Origin of the sequence: Leisingera aquaemixtae (assembly GCF_006740765.1) — a bacterium.
In the GTDB taxonomy this organism is placed as follows: Bacteria; Pseudomonadota; Alphaproteobacteria; order Rhodobacterales; family Rhodobacteraceae; genus Leisingera; species Leisingera aquaemixtae.
The window spans coordinates 2,792,116-2,809,231 of the sequence record NZ_CP041159.1; the positions used below are offsets into that span (position 1 = coordinate 2,792,116).

At 62.6% G+C, this 17,116-nt stretch carries 16 protein-coding genes and 1 riboswitch; of the genes, 4 read left to right on the top strand and 12 right to left on the bottom strand.

All coding sequences use genetic code 11. The annotated features are described in order from the left end of the window. Positions 1 to 72: 72 nt before the first annotated feature. Positions 73 to 1,650: a DUF5928 domain-containing protein gene (locus tag R2C4_RS15320; RefSeq protein WP_141891316.1), complete on the top strand. Its 1,578-nt coding sequence runs from the start codon at positions 73 to 75 to the stop codon at positions 1,648 to 1,650. Positions 1,651 to 1,792: 142 nt separating this feature from the next. Then, a complete protein-coding gene (locus tag R2C4_RS15325; RefSeq protein ID WP_244940736.1) occupies positions 1,793 to 3,196 on the top strand; it encodes an MATE family efflux transporter in 1,404 nt (467 codons plus the stop codon). 82 nt (positions 3,197 to 3,278) lie between these two features. Here R2C4_RS15325 and R2C4_RS15330 read toward each other — a convergent pair whose 3' ends face one another. Then, on the bottom strand, positions 3,279 to 4,364 hold the full coding sequence (locus tag R2C4_RS15330) for an FAD-binding oxidoreductase (protein ID WP_141891317.1): 1,086 nt from the start codon (positions 4,362 to 4,364) through the stop codon (positions 3,279 to 3,281). Positions 4,365 to 4,368: 4 nt separating this feature from the next. After that, positions 4,369 to 5,604, bottom strand: a complete 1,236-nt coding sequence (locus R2C4_RS15335; protein WP_141891318.1) for an aromatic ring-hydroxylating oxygenase subunit alpha — start codon at positions 5,602 to 5,604, stop codon at positions 4,369 to 4,371. Positions 5,605 to 5,711: 107 nt separating this feature from the next. Beyond that, positions 5,712 to 5,910: riboswitch (cobalamin riboswitch) on the bottom strand. A 271-nt stretch (positions 5,911 to 6,181) separates the two neighbouring features. Between R2C4_RS15335 and R2C4_RS15340 the strand changes: the two genes are divergently transcribed. Continuing rightward, positions 6,182 to 6,718, top strand: coding sequence for a dihydrofolate reductase family protein (locus tag R2C4_RS15340; protein ID WP_141891319.1), 537 nt, complete (start codon positions 6,182 to 6,184; stop codon positions 6,716 to 6,718). Between the two features lie 3 nt (positions 6,719 to 6,721). Further along, complete coding sequence (locus R2C4_RS15345; RefSeq protein WP_141891320.1) at positions 6,722 to 7,273, top strand: TetR/AcrR family transcriptional regulator; 552 nt, start codon at positions 6,722 to 6,724, stop codon at positions 7,271 to 7,273. A 71-nt stretch (positions 7,274 to 7,344) separates the two neighbouring features. Here R2C4_RS15345 and R2C4_RS15350 read toward each other — a convergent pair whose 3' ends face one another. From R2C4_RS15350 to pssA, 10 genes are all read right to left on the bottom strand, one after another. Beyond that, entirely contained in the window at positions 7,345 to 7,989 is a 645-nt protein-coding gene (locus R2C4_RS15350; protein WP_141891321.1) for a DUF1523 family protein, read from the bottom strand. An 11-nt stretch (positions 7,990 to 8,000) separates the two neighbouring features. Beyond that, on the bottom strand, positions 8,001 to 8,267 hold the full coding sequence (locus tag R2C4_RS15355) for a hypothetical protein (protein ID WP_141891322.1): 267 nt from the start codon (positions 8,265 to 8,267) through the stop codon (positions 8,001 to 8,003). A gap of 2 nt (positions 8,268 to 8,269) precedes the next feature. After that, entirely contained in the window at positions 8,270 to 9,631 is a 1,362-nt protein-coding gene (locus R2C4_RS15360) for a DUF6638 family protein (protein ID WP_141891323.1), read from the bottom strand. Then, positions 9,628 to 10,557 carry a putative phage abortive infection protein gene (locus R2C4_RS15365; protein ID WP_141891324.1) on the bottom strand — a complete coding sequence of 310 codons (930 nt, stop codon included), beginning with the start codon at positions 10,555 to 10,557 and terminating at the stop codon, positions 9,628 to 9,630. Before R2C4_RS15365 ends, R2C4_RS15360 begins: the two co-directional genes overlap by 4 nt. Continuing rightward, positions 10,554 to 12,491, bottom strand: coding sequence for an AAA family ATPase (locus tag R2C4_RS15370; protein WP_141891325.1), 1,938 nt, complete (start codon positions 12,489 to 12,491; stop codon positions 10,554 to 10,556). Before R2C4_RS15370 ends, R2C4_RS15365 begins: the two co-directional genes overlap by 4 nt. A gap of 138 nt (positions 12,492 to 12,629) precedes the next feature. Beyond that, the gene (locus tag R2C4_RS15375) at positions 12,630 to 13,751 is read right to left on the bottom strand and encodes a hypothetical protein (RefSeq protein WP_141891326.1); all 1,122 of its coding nucleotides are present in this window, start codon (positions 13,749 to 13,751) and stop codon (positions 12,630 to 12,632) included. A 156-nt stretch (positions 13,752 to 13,907) separates the two neighbouring features. After that, the gene (locus tag R2C4_RS15380; RefSeq protein WP_141891327.1) at positions 13,908 to 14,099 is read right to left on the bottom strand and encodes a hypothetical protein; all 192 of its coding nucleotides are present in this window, start codon (positions 14,097 to 14,099) and stop codon (positions 13,908 to 13,910) included. 107 nt (positions 14,100 to 14,206) lie between these two features. Next, complete coding sequence (locus tag R2C4_RS15385) at positions 14,207 to 15,289, bottom strand: coiled-coil domain-containing protein (protein ID WP_141891328.1); 1,083 nt, start codon at positions 15,287 to 15,289, stop codon at positions 14,207 to 14,209. A gap of 180 nt (positions 15,290 to 15,469) precedes the next feature. Beyond that, positions 15,470 to 16,093 (bottom strand): class I SAM-dependent methyltransferase, encoded by a 624-nt coding sequence (locus tag R2C4_RS15390; RefSeq protein ID WP_141891329.1) that lies wholly within the window; start codon positions 16,091 to 16,093, stop codon positions 15,470 to 15,472. A 27-nt stretch (positions 16,094 to 16,120) separates the two neighbouring features. Further along, complete coding sequence (pssA, locus tag R2C4_RS15395) at positions 16,121 to 16,861, bottom strand: CDP-diacylglycerol--serine O-phosphatidyltransferase (RefSeq protein WP_058284881.1); 741 nt, start codon at positions 16,859 to 16,861, stop codon at positions 16,121 to 16,123. Positions 16,862 to 17,116 lie beyond the last annotated feature (255 nt).

The following is a 17,116-nucleotide window of genomic DNA, read 5'->3' on the forward strand; positions in this document are numbered from 1 at the left end:
CTGGTTTATTCGTGCTGTCAGCCCGCTTATCAAGAGAAACAATCAGGCAAGACAAGGCGCTCCGTCCACCCCATGGCGAAAATCGCATATATCCTGCTCTGCCACAAAGACCCCGAAGCGGTTGTCCAGCAGGCTGAACAGCTGACCGCGGTCGGCGACTACATGGCGATTCACTTTGACGGGCGGGCGGCGGAGGAGGACTACCAGCTGATCCGGACGGAGCTGGACGGCAACCCCAATGTCACCTTCGCCCGGAAGCGGATCAAATGCGGCTGGGGGGAATGGTCGCTGGTGCAGGCAACGCTGCACGCACTGCAAAGCGCGTTGGAGGATTTCCCGCGCGCCACTCATTTCTACATGCTGTCGGGCGATTGCATGGCGGTGAAAACCGCCGAATACGCCCACCGGTTTCTGGATGAGCATGACAGGGATTTCATCGAAAGCTTCGATTTCTTTGAAAGCGACTGGATCAAGACCGGCATGAAGGAGGACCGTCTGATCTACCGGCATTTCTTCAACGAGCGAAAGCACAAGCAGCTGTTCTACTGGAGCCACGGCCTGCAGAAACGGCTGGGGCTGCAACGGGACATCCCTGCCGATATCCAGGTGCAGATCGGCAGCCAGTGGTGGTGCCTGCGGCGGCGCACGGTGGAGTGGATCCTGGGCTTCATCCGCAAGCGCCGCGATGTGATGCGGTTCTTCCGCACCACATGGATCCCGGATGAGACTTTTTTTCAGACCCTGGTGCGCCATCTGATACCGGAATCTGAAATCGACCCCCGCACGCTCACCTTCCTGATGTTCACCGACTATGGGATGCCGGTGAATTTCTACAATGACCACTATGATTTGCTGCTCAGCCAGGACTTCCTGTTTGCCCGCAAGATCAGCCCGGAGGCGAAGGAGCTGAAACTGCGCCTGGGGCGGCTTTACGCGGCGCAAGGCGTCAGTTTTCAGATCTCCAACGAGGGGCGCAGCCTTTACAGGTTCCTGGCCCAGCGCGGCCGCACCGGGCGCCGCTTTGCGCCGCGGTTCTGGGAGACCGAGAGCAGCTTGGGGCGCCAGCGCGAGCTGCTGGTCGTGGTCTGCAAGAAGTGGCATGTGGCCAAACGGCTGCTGGAGCAGATCCGCCAGGCCACCAGCATTCCCGCCGTCGAGTATCTGTTCGATGAGGAAGACACCGCCCTGCCCGACCTTGGCGGCATCCAGGCCGCGCTGATGAAGCGCACCCGCCACCGCCGGGCACTGCTGCGGATGCTGTTCGAATACTACGAGACGGACCAGCTGATTATCTGTCTGGATCCCGCCGCCATCGACCTGATGAATGACTTCCACTCGGACCGCTCCTCGACCCGGTTCCTGCACATCGACTGCGCGTTCAGCGATGACTACCTGGCCGGCCATGCCCAGCGGACCGGCCTGGCGGGCGCGCGCACGCCGCAGCTGACGCTGGAGCGGCTGCTGCCGACGATCCGCAACGATATCCTGCATGAAGGCGACCGCATCCGCGATGCCGGCTACAGTCGGCTGTACAACCTGCGCGAGGGCGCCAGCACGGAGGAAAACGCAGGCCAGCTGAGCGGTTTCCTGAACCTGCCCCGGGACAAGGCGATGGAGATTGCCGCAAGCAAGTCTCTGTTTGCCGACTGAGCCGGGCGCCGCGCCTGCAGCGGCACAGGTTGACAAGCCGGCCCCGGTGGCCTCGGCATGGGCGGATGAAGCGGCCCCGCCCGGGGCCTGCGTGCGCCCGCCTGCCGCCGGAGCGGAACCGGACCAGCAAGAGGGGTAAGGGATGGCAGACCCGGCAGAACGCAAGGCCGTCTTCTTGACCGGCAGCCTGATGCGGCATGTCACCCGCATGTCGCTGACGGCAAGCATCGGCCTGATGGCGATGTTCGCGGTGGATTTTGTCGATATGGCGTTCATCGCCATGCTGGGCAATGACGCGCTGGCAGCTGCGGTGGGCTATGCGGGCACCCTGCTGTTCTTCACCAACTCGATCAATATCGGCCTGTCGATTGCCGCAGGCTCGCTAACCGCGCGGGAACTGGGCGCGGGCCGACCGGATCTGGCCCGGCATTACGCCACCAGCGTCGCCGCCATCGGCGTGCTGACCGGGCTGGTGATGCCGATCCTTGTGCTGGCCTGGCTGGAGCAGATCCTGACCCTGCTTGGCGCCCAGGGCGAGGTGCTGCGCCTGGCGATGCGCTATGTCTGGATCATCCTGCCGACGATGTGGGTGATGGCGCTGGCGATGACCGGCATGGCGGTGCTGCGTGCCCATGGCGATGCGCGCCGCTCGATGGTGGCGACGCTTTACGGCGGCGGGCTGAATGCGGTGCTGGATCCACTGCTGATCTTTGGCCTGGGGCTGGGGCTGGACGGGGCGGCCATTGCCTCGGTGCTGGCCCGGGCCTGTATGCTGGCGGCGGCTTTCTGGCCAGCGATCCGGGTGCACCGGGGGTTCATGCGGCCTGGCTTCGGGCAGATTGCCGGCGACCTGCGCACGATCCGCTCGATTGCGGTGCCGGCGGTGCTGACCAATATCGCCACCCCGGTCGGCAACGCCATCGTGCTGCGCGAAATTGCCCAGTTCGGCACCGAGGCCGTCGCCGGCATGGCGGTGATCGGCCGCCTGATGCCGGTGGCGTTTTCGGTGATCTTTGCGCTGTCGGGCGCCATCGGCCCCATCATCGGCCAGAACTTCGGCGCAGGCCAATTTGCCCGCGTCCGCCAGGCCTTTGCGGCCGGCATCACCTTTACCGCAGTCTATGTGCTGCTGATGGCGGCGGTGCTGTTTGCGCTCAGGGCGCCGATTGCCGACCTGTTCTCGGCCACCGGAGAGACCCGCAGGCTGATATACCTGTTCTGCGGGCCGCTGGCGCTGGCCTATTTCTTCAACGGGGCGATCTTTGTCGAGAATGCCAGTTTCAACAACCTGGGACGCCCGGTCTACTCCACCTGGATCAACTGGGGCCGCCACACCCTGGGCACCTGGCCGCTGGCGGTGCTGGGCGGCTACCTGGCCGGTGCGCCGGGAGTATTGGCAGGCCAGGCCGCCGGCGGGATGATCTTTGCCGGGCTTGGCGCGCTGCTGGTGCACCGGGTGCTGCGGGGCCTCACCCGGCCTGCCCAGGTCGATGCCTTTGCGCCGCAAAACCGGCTGCATGCCCTGCTGGGCCGCCGCGGCTGGTGACGCCCTGCGGCACTGGACGCTTGATCCGGGGCCGAGCCACGGAAAAGGGCGCCCACCGGATCCGGCGCGCGCCCCTGGGCCTTCAGATCTCGACCTCAACCCGGCCGATCGGGTTGGAGCAGCAAGCCAGGATATACCCTGCCTCCACATCCTCCTCCGAGATGCCGCCGTTGTGGACCATATGCACGTCGCCCGCGGTCTTCTTGACTTTGCAGGTGCCGCAGATGCCGAAGGTGCAGCCCGACGGGATATTCAGGCCCGACGCCTTGGCCACCGCCAGCACCGTATCGGTCTCGGTGCAGGTGGCGGTGACGCCCGACGCGGCAAAGGTGATCTCTGCCGCCGCGGTCTCTTCCGGCACCACATCGTCCAGCTCCGGCACATCGGCTTCGGTCTCCACCGGCGCGCCAAAGCTTTCCTGATTGTAGTTCTCCATGTCGAAGCCCAGGCCGTTCAGCATGTCGCGCACCGCCTGCATGAACGGATCCGGCCCGCAGCAGTAGACCTCGCGCTCCAGGTAGTCGCCGGCAATCAGGCCCAGCATGATTTGATTCAGCTGCCCGCGGTAGCCGGTCCAGACCTGATAGGGGTCGTCCTCCTCGACCACGAAATGCAGCTTGATCCCCGGCACCCGCGCCGCCATGCCCTCCAGCTGGCGCCGCGCGATGATCTCGCTGGGGCGCTTGGCGCAGTTGATGAAGCTGACATCGGGCGACTGGCCGCGGTCAAACAGGTACTGGGTCATCGACAGGCTGGGCGTGATGCCGGAACCCGCCGAGATGAACAGGAACTTGCCGTTCGGGCGCTTCGGCAGAGTGAACAGGCCCGCCGGACCGGAGGCCTTGAGGAACATGCCCGGGCTCAGGTTGTCCAGCATCCAGCGGGTGCCGATGCTGTCGGCCTGCGCCTTTACCGTGACCGAGATCGACAGCGGCCTCGAGGGCGAGGAGCTGATGGTGTAGGTGCGCCAGACGGTGCCGCCCGGCACCGGAAGCTCCAGCGTCAGGAACTGGCCCGGCTGATACTTGAACCACGCGCCGGACGGCGCGCGGAAGCTGAAGGTGGCGGTGTTCGGCGCTTCCGGCACGACAGAGACGCATTCCAGCATCTCGTCGTCCTTCCACGCCAGGGTTTCGTCCAGCGTCTCGAAATTGGCCTGCAGTCCCATGCCGTTACTCCGCCGCGATCAAGTTGCGGCCGGTCAGCGCACGGGTCAGGTGCTCGGCATACCAGTTGGAGAACTGGATCACACCGCTTTCCTGCACCTCCGAATAGGGGCCGGGCTCATAAGCGGGCGAGTTGATGCCGCGCTGGTTGTCCTCCACCACGATGCGGTCCTCGTCGTTGGTGGCAACCCACACTTCGGTCAGCCGCTTCAGGTCATAGTCCTGGCCTTCGACGGCATCCTTGTGCACCAGCCATTTGGTGGTGACTTCGGTCTCGGTCGGGCTGATCGGGGTGACGCGGAACACGATGGAATGATCCGGCAGGAAGTGGTTCCAGGTGGTAGGATAGTGGAATTCCAGGAGCGTCCCCGCATCGGCAAACGGCACCCGGCCCAGCTTCTTGGCCACAGCCGCCTTGCCGTCCATGGTATAGCTCTCGGCGCCCTCGTTCAGCGGCATCCGCGCTACCCGGTATTGGCCGCGCGCGTCGATCTGGAACTGGGCCGGAATACCCGCCGCCTCGATCCGGTCGAAATGCTTCTGAAGGTGCGGCGGGGTCTCGCCGCCCTCAACACCGGTCACCGAGGGATCTTCGGGGAAGGTCCGGCACAGCGACGGGTGGTTGCCGCCGCAGTGATAGCACTCGCGGTTGTTCTCCCAGACCAGCTTCCAGTTGCCGTTCTCGATGATCGAGCTTTCATAGGCAACCTTGGCGTTGGCCAGGTCATGCGGCTCCAGATAGGGACGCGCTACAGCGGCGAAAGCATCGAAGTCCGGCGCCTCATCCGCCAGGCAGATGTAGATCAGGCCCGCCAGGTCGCGGCAATGCACCGGCTTCAGCCCGTGCTTGGACGCGTCGAAATCCGGCCCCATGTCGCGCGCCCACAAGAGCGAACCGTCCAGTTCATAGGTCCACTGGTGGTAGGGGCAGACCAGCTTGGGCGAATTGCCCTTCTTGGCCTTGCACACAACCGAGCCGCGGTGGCGGCAGGCGTTGTGGAAGGCCCGCACCTCGCCATCGGTGCCGCGCACGATGATGACATTGTAGGCGCCGACTTGATGGGTCACGAAATTGCCGGCCTTGGGGATCTCGCAGGCGGGAATGGCAAACAGCCACTCGCGGTAGAAGATCTGGCGCATGTCCAGATCCAGCACGCCCGGATCGGTATAGAATGCCTGCTCCAGGGAATAGTTTTTCTGACGGGCCACCAGTCTGGCCAGGATCTCGCTGTCGTGAAGCATCTGCTTCTCTCCTTTGCCGCATCCCCGCGGCAGGTTGGCTTGGCTGCAGGCATGAGGAGAGAGATCACAGGCCACGCGCCCGCAACCGCCCCGCCGCCGCCCGCGGTTGACGTTTTCGTGGCAAGGCTGGTTTCCGGACTGTCCCGGGGCCATTCGGCGGCGGGGCCTGGCACCTTCCCGAAGCGCATGCTTCAGTGGTCTTTGCCATGCCTTGCCCGGGGTCACCGTTGCGGGGGCAGTGCCGGAGTTTCACCAGCTTCCCAATTCTCCGCCCCAGGGGGCGGCACCTTGCTGAGGCGCAAATTGCCCTAAACGCGGCCGTTGCGCGGAGACAAATCCGACCCGCCGAAACCGGAAAAAGACATGCATGTTTGCCGTGCCCGGCGGGACAGGAATGTATAGAAACTCAAACCGGCACTCGCCAGCCCGTTTGCGGCAAGCGCTTATCTTTCATGCGGTTAGGCGCTGCCTGCCGCACCGAGCCGATTCGCAGCCAGCATTCCCGGTACCGGCCTCTTGGAAAGCGGGATGCATTAAACTATATATCGTATAGTTTAATGAAACACAGGAGCAGCCGATGACCACCGGCCACGTCTTTATCGCCACCAGCCTCGACGGTTTCGTGGCCCGCAAGGACCATTCTCTGGACTGGCTGTCCAAGCAGCCCGCCGCCGAAGACTGCGATGGCGGATTTGCCGCGTTCATGGACGGCGTCGACGGGCTGGTCATGGGAACAGGATCCTTCCGCACCCTCCTCGGCTTCGGCCAATGGCCCTACAGCAAACCGGTTGTGGTCCTCAGCAGCAGCCTGACCGGGCAGGACATTCCCGAGGAGCTGAAGGACAAGGTGCGTCTCAGCACCGCCGCGCCCGCAGACCTCATGCAGGACCTGCAAGAAGAAGGCTGGACCCGCGCCTATATCGACGGCGGCCGGCTGGTGCAGTCCTTCCTGCGCCAGGGGCTGATCGCCGATCTGACCATCACAACGATCCCGATCCTGATCGGCAGCGGCATCCCCCTGTTTGGCAGCTTGGACCGCGACATCGACCTCAAGGTGGCAAGCTCCCGGATCCTGCCCGCCGGCATGGTGCAGACCACGTTCCGGGTGATCTGACCGATGCCCCCGCGGATGGGACGCCCGCCCAAGGGCAGCCGGACCCTCAGCAAGGACGATGTGCTGAGGCAGGCCCTGCAGCTGCTCGACACGGGCGGCAGCAAGGCCCTGACCTTCAAGGCGCTGGCCGAGGCGCTTGGCGTCACCCCGATGGCCGTTGCCCATCACGCCGGCACAAGGGACGAGATGATCGCCAGCCTCGTCGCAACTGCGTTTGAAGGGTCAGACACCCCGTCAATGGCAGCAACGCCCAAGCTGCGGTTGCGGGACCTGATGACCCGCTATTGCGCCCAGGTGACCCGGCACCCGGAACTCGCGAAATGCATCCTGGAAAACCCGTCCCTGATCGGCCCCTCCCTGACCGGATTGACGCAGCTTATCGAGGCAGAAATCGCCGCCGCAGGCGTGACCGGAGCGGACGCCCGCACCCTGCTTTGCCTCATCGTGGATTACACGCACGGTTTCGCCTTTGCAGCCGCCGCGGCACCGGGAGCGGCGCTGAAGATTGACGATTTCACCCCCGCACTGGACTGGGTGCTCGACCGTATCGAATGAAAATACGCGGGCCAATCATGGCCCGCGCATCCGCTTTCGCCTTGCAGAGCCGCCCGAACGGCGGCCCGTCTTCACTTCGATTTCCAGCTGTCCAGCCAGCGGCGGAAGCGGCCCTGCCGTTCCGCAATCGCATCGCCCGCGGCATAGAGGCTGTCCTCTGCGCTTTCAATCATCGGGTCGATCCGCGCCCGGCGGAACCGGCGCCAGCGCACATAGATGGCCCACAGGATGGCGGCCAGCAGCACCAGGAAGATGATGCTGAACCAATTGGTCGGCTTGTCCTCCGGCCCTGCCACCGGTTTGATCGACACCGCATTCGGGAAGATCGACAGGAACTCGTTGCGCCAGCCGTAATGCATCACCGCCACCCACTCCGGGTTGGCCTTGGTCGAGATGCTGTCATTGGCGTCGGTGTACAGATTGGCTGTGTCGAACTTGAAATAGGGTGGCCAGCTCCAGCCGGTGTCCTCATTGCGGTAGACGATGGCGCGGCCGCTGGGGCGCACGCCCTGGATGAATTGCACATCGCGGTTGATCAGCTGCGCCGACTGGTCGTCGGGCTTGGACCAGAACAGGCGGGTCCAGTCGTTCAGCTCCTGCCGCTCCTCGTAAGTGTTGACGATGCGCACCACGTCGTACTGCGGCAGCGTGTAATGCAGGAAGGCACCGAACAGCACCCAGAAGGTGATCAGGAAGGCCCATTTGATGAAACGCATCGGGCAGCTCCTCACATGAAGTTAATGACATAGACCAGAAGCGCGATGGCCCCCAGCGGGATGATATAGACCAGGAGGATCAGCTTGCGCCGGAACGAGCGGTCATACTGCCTCAGCCCCCGTTGGATGAAGGCCGCACGGTCGCCGGTCAACCCCTTGTCTTTCCAGCGCCGTTTCAGCTTCGCCCGCCGCACCTCGCGCGAGTAGAGCGACACCGCGCCATAGGCCAAGGTCAGCACCACCAACAGGATCAGGATCAGGCGGATAAAGCCGAACATCTCTAGCGCCCCCTCACCCGGTTCACCGCGCCCCAGGGGCCGACCCGCTCCACCAGCCCCTGGCGCTGGCTGCGCGGCAGCTTAGGCATCCGCCCCTCCATATCCGGCTCATGCCCGAACAGCGCCTGCCGCGCGCCGGCCTTGTCCACCGCATACTCCCGCGCCAGGAACTCCGCCGCATAGGCCTTCTTGGTCTCCGGCCAGCCGCGGTACTGGCGGTAGAATTCCTCCTTGTGGCAGATGAACATCTGCCGGAAATCATGCGGGCACAGCTCCGCCAGCAGCATATTCACCAAGTCGCGGCAGGGCGTGTCCGACGCCCGCAGACTATAGAAATAGGCCGGATGATCCGAGGTGATCCGCGGCCAACTGCCGCCCCCTTCGGCCCAGCGCACCAGCGCCGCCAGCCCGTCAAACTCCGCCGGCAGCTCATCAGCGTGCCGCGCCGCCATCCGCCTGAGGTCCGAGCGTGACAGGCCGGTCAGGTCCCGCCCCTTCTCGGTCAGCACGGACACCGCAAGAAACCCCATCTTCTGCCGCAGGATCGCGGCCCCATCAACGCCGCGCGCCCGGATCACCGGCTCCGCCAGCCGGTTCAGCTCCAGGAACCGGGCAATCGCATTGCGCTCACTCAGATCGAACACATGTTTCAGCGGCACGCCTTCGGGCTTTGCCCCGCTTGCAATCACCGCCCGGTGCTCCACGTCCTGAAACAGGTAAAGCCCGCCGAAATGCGCGGTCCAGAAATTGCCCTGCTCAAAGACCTCATGTTCCAAATGCACCGGATTGCGGGTCACATCGCCGGTCTGCTCCGCCGTCGCAATCATCTCCCCGATTAGATCATCATCAAACCAGGCGTCCTCACCTGATTTGAACCGCTCCACCAGCTCCGCCAGACGGTCCGCATGGCGCAGCGTACCCTTGGTGGTATCCGCCTCGATCCGCACCTGGCGGATGTCGAACAGCTTCGCGGGCGAGGTGACCTCAAACACCGAATTCACCAGCTCGCCGGCAACGGCATCGGTCGCGGTCAGCGCAAACAGCTGGCGTTCATTCACTTCGATGAACCGGCGCAGGATGTCCCGGCTGGTGGAGAATTTCACATGAAGCAGCGGGCAGCGTTTCTGCTCGGTCGACAGCAGAATGAACTGCCGGTTGACGCCCGCATGGTTCAGATAATGATCATCCCCCAGCTCATCCCCGATCTCCGGCGAAAAGCCCGAAATATCGACGTGGAAATCCGTTAGAGCCGTGGTCTTGCCGGTCAGATGCTTCAGCGCGCGGTTATAGCGCTCCACCAGCGCGGGCGAGGCCACATGGAAGAGATTGCCGAACATCAGGCCATGCTGGATGAGGCGTTTCATGGCCTGCTCCTCACACTTGTCTCAAGTGCCAAAATGTGCGCACGTTCGAGTTTCCGGTTTTCATTAGGTGTCAGCTTCGGATTGTCTCCGAAGGCCTCAGAACCCAAAAGCCCAATATGAGAGTGGTTGAGCAACTTCAAAGTAGGCAAGTTGTCAAACAGCTCAAACTTGCTCGCATAGGTTTGAAACGGCTCACCTTTCAAAGACACGCAATTATAAAACAATAAAAGCAATTCCGCATCAGATAGCTGCGCCCTTAGCAGTTTGGCATGCCTAGGCTTAGAGAACTCTTTCTCATCTTCAAGAACTCGGAAGCAGTTATACAGAAACCTAAAGTAGTGCCCTAAATCATTGCCCCTTCTGTTCCAAAAATCTTTATAGGCATAAAACAGGGCAATGCCTTCATCGTGTTTCTTTAGCTTTTCACGATAAACCTTATTCAATTCCCTGTAATAGAAAACAAAGCAGTCTCGCCCCTCCGCTAGTTTATCCTTGCTATCTTTTTTTACCACATCCAAGCCGCCAACGATCTCCGAGTGGGTTCTCAGAAGTTCGAAAAATGTCGTTTCGAACTGCTGCGATCTCAGGTTGGTGTTCATTGCATTGAACTCATCAGCTTGGCGCTTAAGCTCTTTCCGTTGTTCGGCAAGTTCTTCGCTTTGCAGCCAGACAGTCACGATGATCCAGAGAAAGGCCAATACTCCCGCTACTCCAGCAAAGGTATCGCCGATTTCATTCGAAGGCGAAAAAAGCAACGCAAAAACCCTAAACTGCCAATCTCCCTCACTGTCAACTTGAGGAAGTATCGCGAGAATAGCCACTACTGTTAGAAAGGCCTTCGTCAGAGCCTTACCAACATCCATTGGTCGATCGCTTTTGATGCCTGCCTTTATAGAGCGCCAGTGATTTTCAATCCTTTCGATCACCCCTTCCCCTCCAGATACCGCCGCTTGGCCTCTTCCTGCCGCCCGAAATCGCGCACCATGGCCTCAATCGCCACCTCATCCGACTTGTCGGCATAGCGGAACTCGCTGTCGGCGTAGCGGTTGATCTCCTGCACCACCATGGCGACCGTGATCGGCACCCGCAGCTCCGCAATCATCGCGGATTTGGTCTCGTAATCCTTGAACAGGAACAGCTCCGGGTTCTCCATCCATTCATCCGGCAGCTCGAAATCCATCGCACGGACCTTGACCGCATCGGTGATGTTCTTGATGGCGCGGCCGGTAAACCGGTCATCCGCCTGCTGGATCGCCTTCAGATAGGTGCCGAGCTTGGACAGATCATCCAGCTCCCCGATCTGGTCCTGCACCCGGCCGAATACCTCCATCAGCCCCGGCTCCTGCGGCCGGTTGTGCGCCTCGAACGAGCGCGCGACGGCCTTCTTGATCTCCTGTGCACCGTAAAGATCATGCTCGCCCAGCGGGATCGCATGGTTCTTGCCCATCAACAGCGTCAGGATGTCGATATAATCCTCCCGCGTCTGCGGCCCGTCGACCAGGAACCGCGCGCCGGCCCGCTGGCGCAGGGCGTCGTCCACATTCTCCGGGTAGTTGGAGAACATGCCGAAGGTGCAATTTCCGCGCACCACGGTATTTGCGCCGGCAAAGGCCTCCATGAACACCGCGGTCACCTCCTGCTGGCCCGCGCTGGACTGCCGGTCGCCGCGCTTGCCCGCGATCTGGTCGATGTCGTCGATGGTGCCAAAGCCGATGACGCCCGGGTCGATCACATTCTGGATGAACGACTTGGCGTTCTGGCCCGACTTGCCCTGGTAGCTGTCGATATTGTCGATGCCGAAATTCTGGTAGCGGAAGGGGTAGCCCGCGTTCTGGCAATAGTCATGGATCAGCCCCGCCATCATTTGGATCAGGGTGGTCTTGCCGGTCCCCGGCTTGCCGTCGCCCATGAAGGTGAAGATGAACCCGCCCATCTCGGCAAAGGGGTTCAGACGGCGAGTGAAATCATAGGCCATCAGCATCTTCGCCAGCCGCATCGCCTGGTACTTGGCGATATGGTTGCCGACCACCTCATGCGGTTTCTTGAACGCCATCGTCAGGGTGGTGGATTTCGCCTTGGCCGCCGGTTCAAAGCCGCTGATGGTCAGATCATCCGCATCCACCCGCCAAGAAGCCGCGGTGAACGCCTCCAGCCGCGGCGCGTTCTGCGCCCGCAGGGCGGCCTTCTCCATCAGCTGCTCGGCATAGGCAGCCGCCGCCGCAATCAGATGCGTATCATCGGGCGCGTGCAGCGCCAGCTTCTGGTCCAGCTCCCACAGCGCCCCGTGCAAAGCCAGCGGCGCATTATCGGTCAGCAGCTCCTCCGCCTCGCCCACCTCGGCCTGCGTCTCGGACCCGTGCGGTGCCAGCAGATAGGCGGTGGCGTTGGCAAACACATGCACCGCAATCAGCGCCTCGGCGGCCAGCAGTTCGGTAAACTCCCCCTTGCGCGCCGCGTCCAGAGAGCCTGCCAGATTGGCCCGCTTCAGATCCGCAAGGCCCGAAACATCCGCATAAGCCTCCGCCATCGCCAGCGAGACCGCCAGCGCCCGGCGCAGCGCGTGCTGCAAGGTCGCCTGCAAGGGCGAAGTCAGCGGATCGTCCCCGTCCGCCGCCTCGATCCGGGCAATCAGATGCACGCCTTCGGGCCGCGCGGTGGAGCGCGTCACCAGCCCCGGCGTGGTGGAACGGAAGCGGCGGCTGCGGGCAATCCCCGGCGAGTGCTCCTGCACCGGCGCGCTCGCCCGCGGCTTGGCAATACGCGGGGTGTGGTCGAACCCCTCCAGCATCGCGGCCGCGGCGGCGTAATGCTTGCGGATGTCCTCCTCCCGCAGCTCCATCTGAGTGCCTGAAATGCTCATCTCTTCCTCTCAATCCGCAACTCGCCGGCCGAAAACAGGCACAGCTCTTTCATCTTTCCCAAAATACTCCCGACCCGCTGCCCGGCAGGCGGCTTTGCCGCCGAGAGGCGGGCTCCCGTCCTCGCACCACGCGCGCGCTCAATACCGCAGCACCTGCCCCGCATCGCTCACCACGAATTTCTGCACATCCGCAAACCCCGGCGGGTCCAGCTCTGCCAGCACCTGGAACGGGCGCTGCGGCAGGATGATGGCGCGCTGGGTGCGGGTCGCGCCGGTATCCGCACCGCGCCCGCCAAAGGGGTCGAGTGCAAAGATCTCCCGCTCAACGGTGCCGAACCAGCCGGCGCGCTCCTCCCGCACCTCCTCGCTTTCCAGCTCCTCCAGCGTCCAGGCCAAGGCCCAGTCCTGGCCCTCGGGCGCCTCCGCCTCTTCCAGCACCCGGTGCAGCGGGCCGGACTGCTCGGTATAGGCGGAGGAATACATCGGCCCCACATGATAGCGGCGCAGACGCTTGGGGTGGAGGTTATCGAAATCCTCGTCAAACCCCTTGGCAATTGTCACCAGCTTCAGCCCCGCCAGCGCCTGCGCCATCAGATGCGCCTGGCATTCCGGCCAGCGCCGTTCATCCTTCGGCAGCGCCACCTTGCCGCTGTCTTCCAGCTCCATCAGGTAGATCACCGGCAGGTTCACCTGGCTGTCATAGGCGGCCCAATGCAGCAGGAAGCGCCGCCGCCGCTCGCCGATGTTTTCCAGCCATTCGCAGACCGGATCGTTCTGCACCCAGAACAGCTGCCCCTTCAGCAGTTCCTGATAATAAAGCCGCTGCGACAGCGCGAATTGCAGTTTCGCAGGCACCGTGCGGTCCGAGATGATGGTGCGCACCATATCGTCCTTCAGCTGCGCCTCACTGGCCATATTGGCCAGATGCCGCTCCGCCTGCTGGGCGTCATTGGCCATGGTCATCAGCTCCGCCGCCACCGGAAAGCCGCTGTCGCGCTTGTCCATCGCCAGGCTGCCAAAGAACCGCCCGGTGTCGCGTCCCGCCATCAGGTACTTCATGGAGAGCGCGCGGAAGGTGAAGTTCAGCCGCATCAGATAGCTGGTCAGCACCTTCACATCGGATTTCGACAGCCGCCCCTCCGCCTGCATCGCTGCCGCCACCCGGGTCAGATGCCGGATGATGGTCTCGAACTTCCGGAAATACCGGCGCGAGGCGAAGGTATCGGTAAGGCCTGCGTGGTCCTTGGCGGGATCGGTCATGTGAAACCTCCGGGGTGCGCAGCAGCCCGGATCGCGCCCGACCCGCCCCCAGGGCGGGCGCGAACGCCCCCCCTCGGGCCGGGCGCGATCCTCTGTTTCGTACAGCCCGTTTCTGGCCTGTGGCAAAATCACCTGTGAGGTCGTGCGAAAGCTCGGTCATTGTTTTGGCCTGTAATCAGTTATTGCAATGAGATCACGAACAGGTTTGGGCCAGCCCGCGGCGGCCTTGGAAAGCCCGGTTTCGGCCGTTCTGTAAAACCAGCCGACAGCCAAAATGATCTGCACAAACAGGTAGCCGAAACCAACTGCCCACAGGGCCAGTGGCAAGTACCACAGGTACTCAACCAAGCCTTCCCCTCCGAGCGCAGGCTGCTCTCTAGCCCACAATACCAAGTACCCAAGCAGTGCCAGAGCACCCGATACAACGAGGAATCTCAGGAAGGGGTTGCGAAACATCACCCACCATAAAGGTTCTTGTCGTGCTTCTCGACAATCGCGGCGAACCGGCGGGCAAAGCGTTCATCCGCCTTGGCCTTCTTCTCCAGCACGTCGCGGGCAAACACCATGTTGCCCTCATGGCTTTCCAGCATGTCGGCCATCTTCTGGTTGGTCGCGGTGCCGATTGCGGCCATTGCGGTCTGGGCTTCCTTGTCGGTCTGCACGCCGATCTCGTTGATCCTATGCGCCACATCCTGCTGCTGCGCGGTCTTCAGCGATTTGGTCAGCGCATCATACAGCACCACCCGCTGCTGGGTGTCCGTCTGCAGCTTGTTGATCAGAACCATCTGCGTCGCCGCCTGGTTCTGCAGGGAGTCGACCCAGGTCTTGCCCTTCTCGATATAGCGCTCCAGCGTCTGGGATTTCGCAAGCTTCACCTGCTCCTCCTGCACCAGCGCGTTGTACTTGGTGTTCAGCTCCGCCAGCTCGGTCTCCAGCTTGGTGCGCGCGGCCGCGTCCTGCTCGACCGAGATCTTGTTTTCCAGCTCGATGATCTGCGGGTCCAGCGCCACGATCCGGGCGCGCACGCCTTCCAGCTCCTGCACGGTGAACTCGCGGTCGTCCAGCGTCGCGGTGAGGTTGGTCTGCACCTTCTCGCGCTGCTCTTCCAGGGTGGCCAGCTGGCCCTCCAAGAGCTTCACGATCACGTCGGACTTGGCGATCAGGTCCTGCAGCTTGTCATCGATATTGGCGGTGCGCATCCGCTCCTGGCGCATCGAGTCCGATTTGCCCTTGGAGAAGAAGCCGACAAAGCTCTCCCACCCGGTTTTCGAACGCATCTCGTTGAAATCCTTGGAGAACGCCGCCGTCACATCGTCCAGCCCCATGATCAGCTCGGCGATATTGGCGTTCATCACCTCGGTGTGCGCATGCACATCCTCAAGTGTCGCGTTCTCAATGTCGATGCTGGCATCCTCGCCCGCTTCGATCTTGCCGCGCGCAGTCTCGATACGCGAGGTCAGCGCCTCGATCCTGGCCTGAGAGTCCCGGACCTTCTCCTCGCTCTCCGCTACCATCCTGTCAAATTGGGAAACACTCATCGTGTCCGTTCCTCCCGCTCAAATAACTGATCCGGATATGGGTATGTAAAAAGATTTTACATCCCCCGGGCGGCGCAATTCCGCCCGTTTCCAAATCACTGTTGCAGAGAGGCTGCACAAAGAAAACCCCCGGACGCGCCTGAGCGGATCCGGGGGCGGTTTCGCGCGAACGGGGCAGCGTCACATGGTCTGCTGCTTGCCCAGAACCAGAAAGGTCATCATGCCGAACGGCGGGATGTTCTCCTGCTGCTCGACACTCAGCCCGTCTTCCTGCAGCACCGTTTCCAGCGCAAAGTCGGAGTGCCAGCCGATCACATTGGCCAGCGGCGCAGACAGCTTCTCCAGCGAGGCCCTGACCCCTTTGCCGCTTTTGAAATGGTTGGTGATCACCACCTTGCCGCCGGGCTTCAGCACCCGGGCGATCTCGTGCATCACCCGCTCCGGCTCGGGCACGACGGACAGCACATGCATGGCCGCGACGGTGTCAAAGGAATTGTCCGGGAAATCCAGCTGCCGGGCATCCATCTGCCGCAGCGCCTCGACCTGGGTCAGCCCCATCTCCCGCACTTTGGCTTGCGCCTTCTTCAGCATGTCATGGCTGAAATCAATGCCGGTCACCTGCAGATGCGGCGCATAATGCTGCAGCGACAGCCCGGTGCCGACGCCGACCTCCAGCACGCTGCCCTGCCGGGAATTGATATAGCGGGTTGCGCGGCGGCGGCCTGAGCGCGTTACCGCGCCAAAGGTCCTGTCGTATACCGGCGCCCAGCGCGCGTAAGATTCCTCAACTGCCTTGATATCCAATTCGTCCCTCCCATTGGACGTCTTGGGCTAGTCCTTTGGCTTGGAAACCAGCCCCCAAATCACCATTGCAACGTAGCCAACGCATAGCACAACCAGCACCGTCCATGCATAGGTCAACAGTGCCGCAGCCATGAAGGCAAATCCCACCAGCAGGTATTTAACATGCTCGCGGGAGATTTTCATCGCCTTGGGCGACCAGGTCTGGATGTGGCTGATCATCAGCAGGCCGACCACCACCATATGCAGGCAGATCAGCAGCTCCGGCAGCACCATCGCTCCGTCAAAGGCAAAGGAGACAAACATCGGCAGCATCGCCAGAAACGCCCCGGCGGGCGACGGGATGCCTTCGAAATAGCCGCTGCGCCCCTTCGGCTCCTCCTCCGACTTGCTGCCGACATTGAACCGCGCCAGCCGCACCACGCAGCAGACCGAAAACACCAGCACCGAAATCCACCCCACGCCGCGCACATCCTGTAAGGCCCAGAGGTAGATCACCATCGGCGTCGCCACCCCGAAGTTCAGGAAGTCGGCCAGCGAATCCAGCTCCGCACCCATCTTGCTTTCGCTGTGCAGCGCCCGCGCCAGCCGCCCGTCCAGCCCGTCCAGCACTGCGGCCAGCAGGATCAGCATCACCGCCAGCGTGTAATTGCCGTAAACCGCAGCGCGGATCGCCGACAGGCCCGCACAGATGGCACCGATGGTCATCATGTTCGGCATCAGCTGGATCAGCGCAAATTCGGATTTCTTCTTTTCCGGGACGTCATACATGGCGGTGGCTCTTTCTTCCTCGCGGTGGCGGTGGAGTGGCCGCGGCGCAGAGGCAAACCTTGGGGCAAACTTGGGGGCTATTGTAACCGTTGCGCACCTATGCCCCAAGCGCCGCCGCAGCGCAATATTCACGGACCCGGCAGCCGCCTCTGCGCAAAGGGGGTGCACAGGGGGTGCACGGGAAGTGTACAGGCGGTGCCCCCTGAAAAGAAAGGGCACCGTGCATCGCACGGTGCCACGCCCAACTGCGAAGGC

Bases quoted from the DNA above. Each gene is read 5' to 3' on its own strand.
- R2C4_RS15355 (WP_141891322.1), bottom strand. From the start codon at position 8,267: ATGTTCGGCTTTATCCGCCTGATCCTGATCCTGTTGGTGGTGCTGACC.
- R2C4_RS15330 (WP_141891317.1), bottom strand. From the start codon at position 4,364: ATGGGACTGCAGGCCAATTTCGAGACGCTGGACGAAACCCTGGCGTGG.
- R2C4_RS15320 (WP_141891316.1), top strand. From the start codon at position 73: ATGGCGAAAATCGCATATATCCTGCTCTGCCACAAAGACCCCGAAGCG.
- R2C4_RS15370 (WP_141891325.1), bottom strand. From the start codon at position 12,491: ATGAGCATTTCAGGCACTCAGATGGAGCTGCGGGAGGAGGACATCCGC.
- pssA (WP_058284881.1), bottom strand. From the start codon at position 16,861: ATGTATGACGTCCCGGAAAAGAAGAAATCCGAATTTGCGCTGATCCAG.
- R2C4_RS15360 (WP_141891323.1), bottom strand. From the start codon at position 9,631: ATGAAACGCCTCATCCAGCATGGCCTGATGTTCGGCAATCTCTTCCAT.
- R2C4_RS15350 (WP_141891321.1), bottom strand. From the start codon at position 7,989: ATGCGTTTCATCAAATGGGCCTTCCTGATCACCTTCTGGGTGCTGTTC.
- R2C4_RS15325 (WP_244940736.1), top strand. From the start codon at position 1,793: ATGGCAGACCCGGCAGAACGCAAGGCCGTCTTCTTGACCGGCAGCCTG.
- R2C4_RS15345 (WP_141891320.1), top strand. From the start codon at position 6,722: ATGCCCCCGCGGATGGGACGCCCGCCCAAGGGCAGCCGGACCCTCAGC.
- R2C4_RS15375 (WP_141891326.1), bottom strand. From the start codon at position 13,751: ATGACCGATCCCGCCAAGGACCACGCAGGCCTTACCGATACCTTCGCC.
- R2C4_RS15335 (WP_141891318.1), bottom strand. From the start codon at position 5,604: ATGCTTCACGACAGCGAGATCCTGGCCAGACTGGTGGCCCGTCAGAAA.
- R2C4_RS15340 (WP_141891319.1), top strand. From the start codon at position 6,182: ATGACCACCGGCCACGTCTTTATCGCCACCAGCCTCGACGGTTTCGTG.
- R2C4_RS15385 (WP_141891328.1), bottom strand. From the start codon at position 15,289: ATGAGTGTTTCCCAATTTGACAGGATGGTAGCGGAGAGCGAGGAGAAG.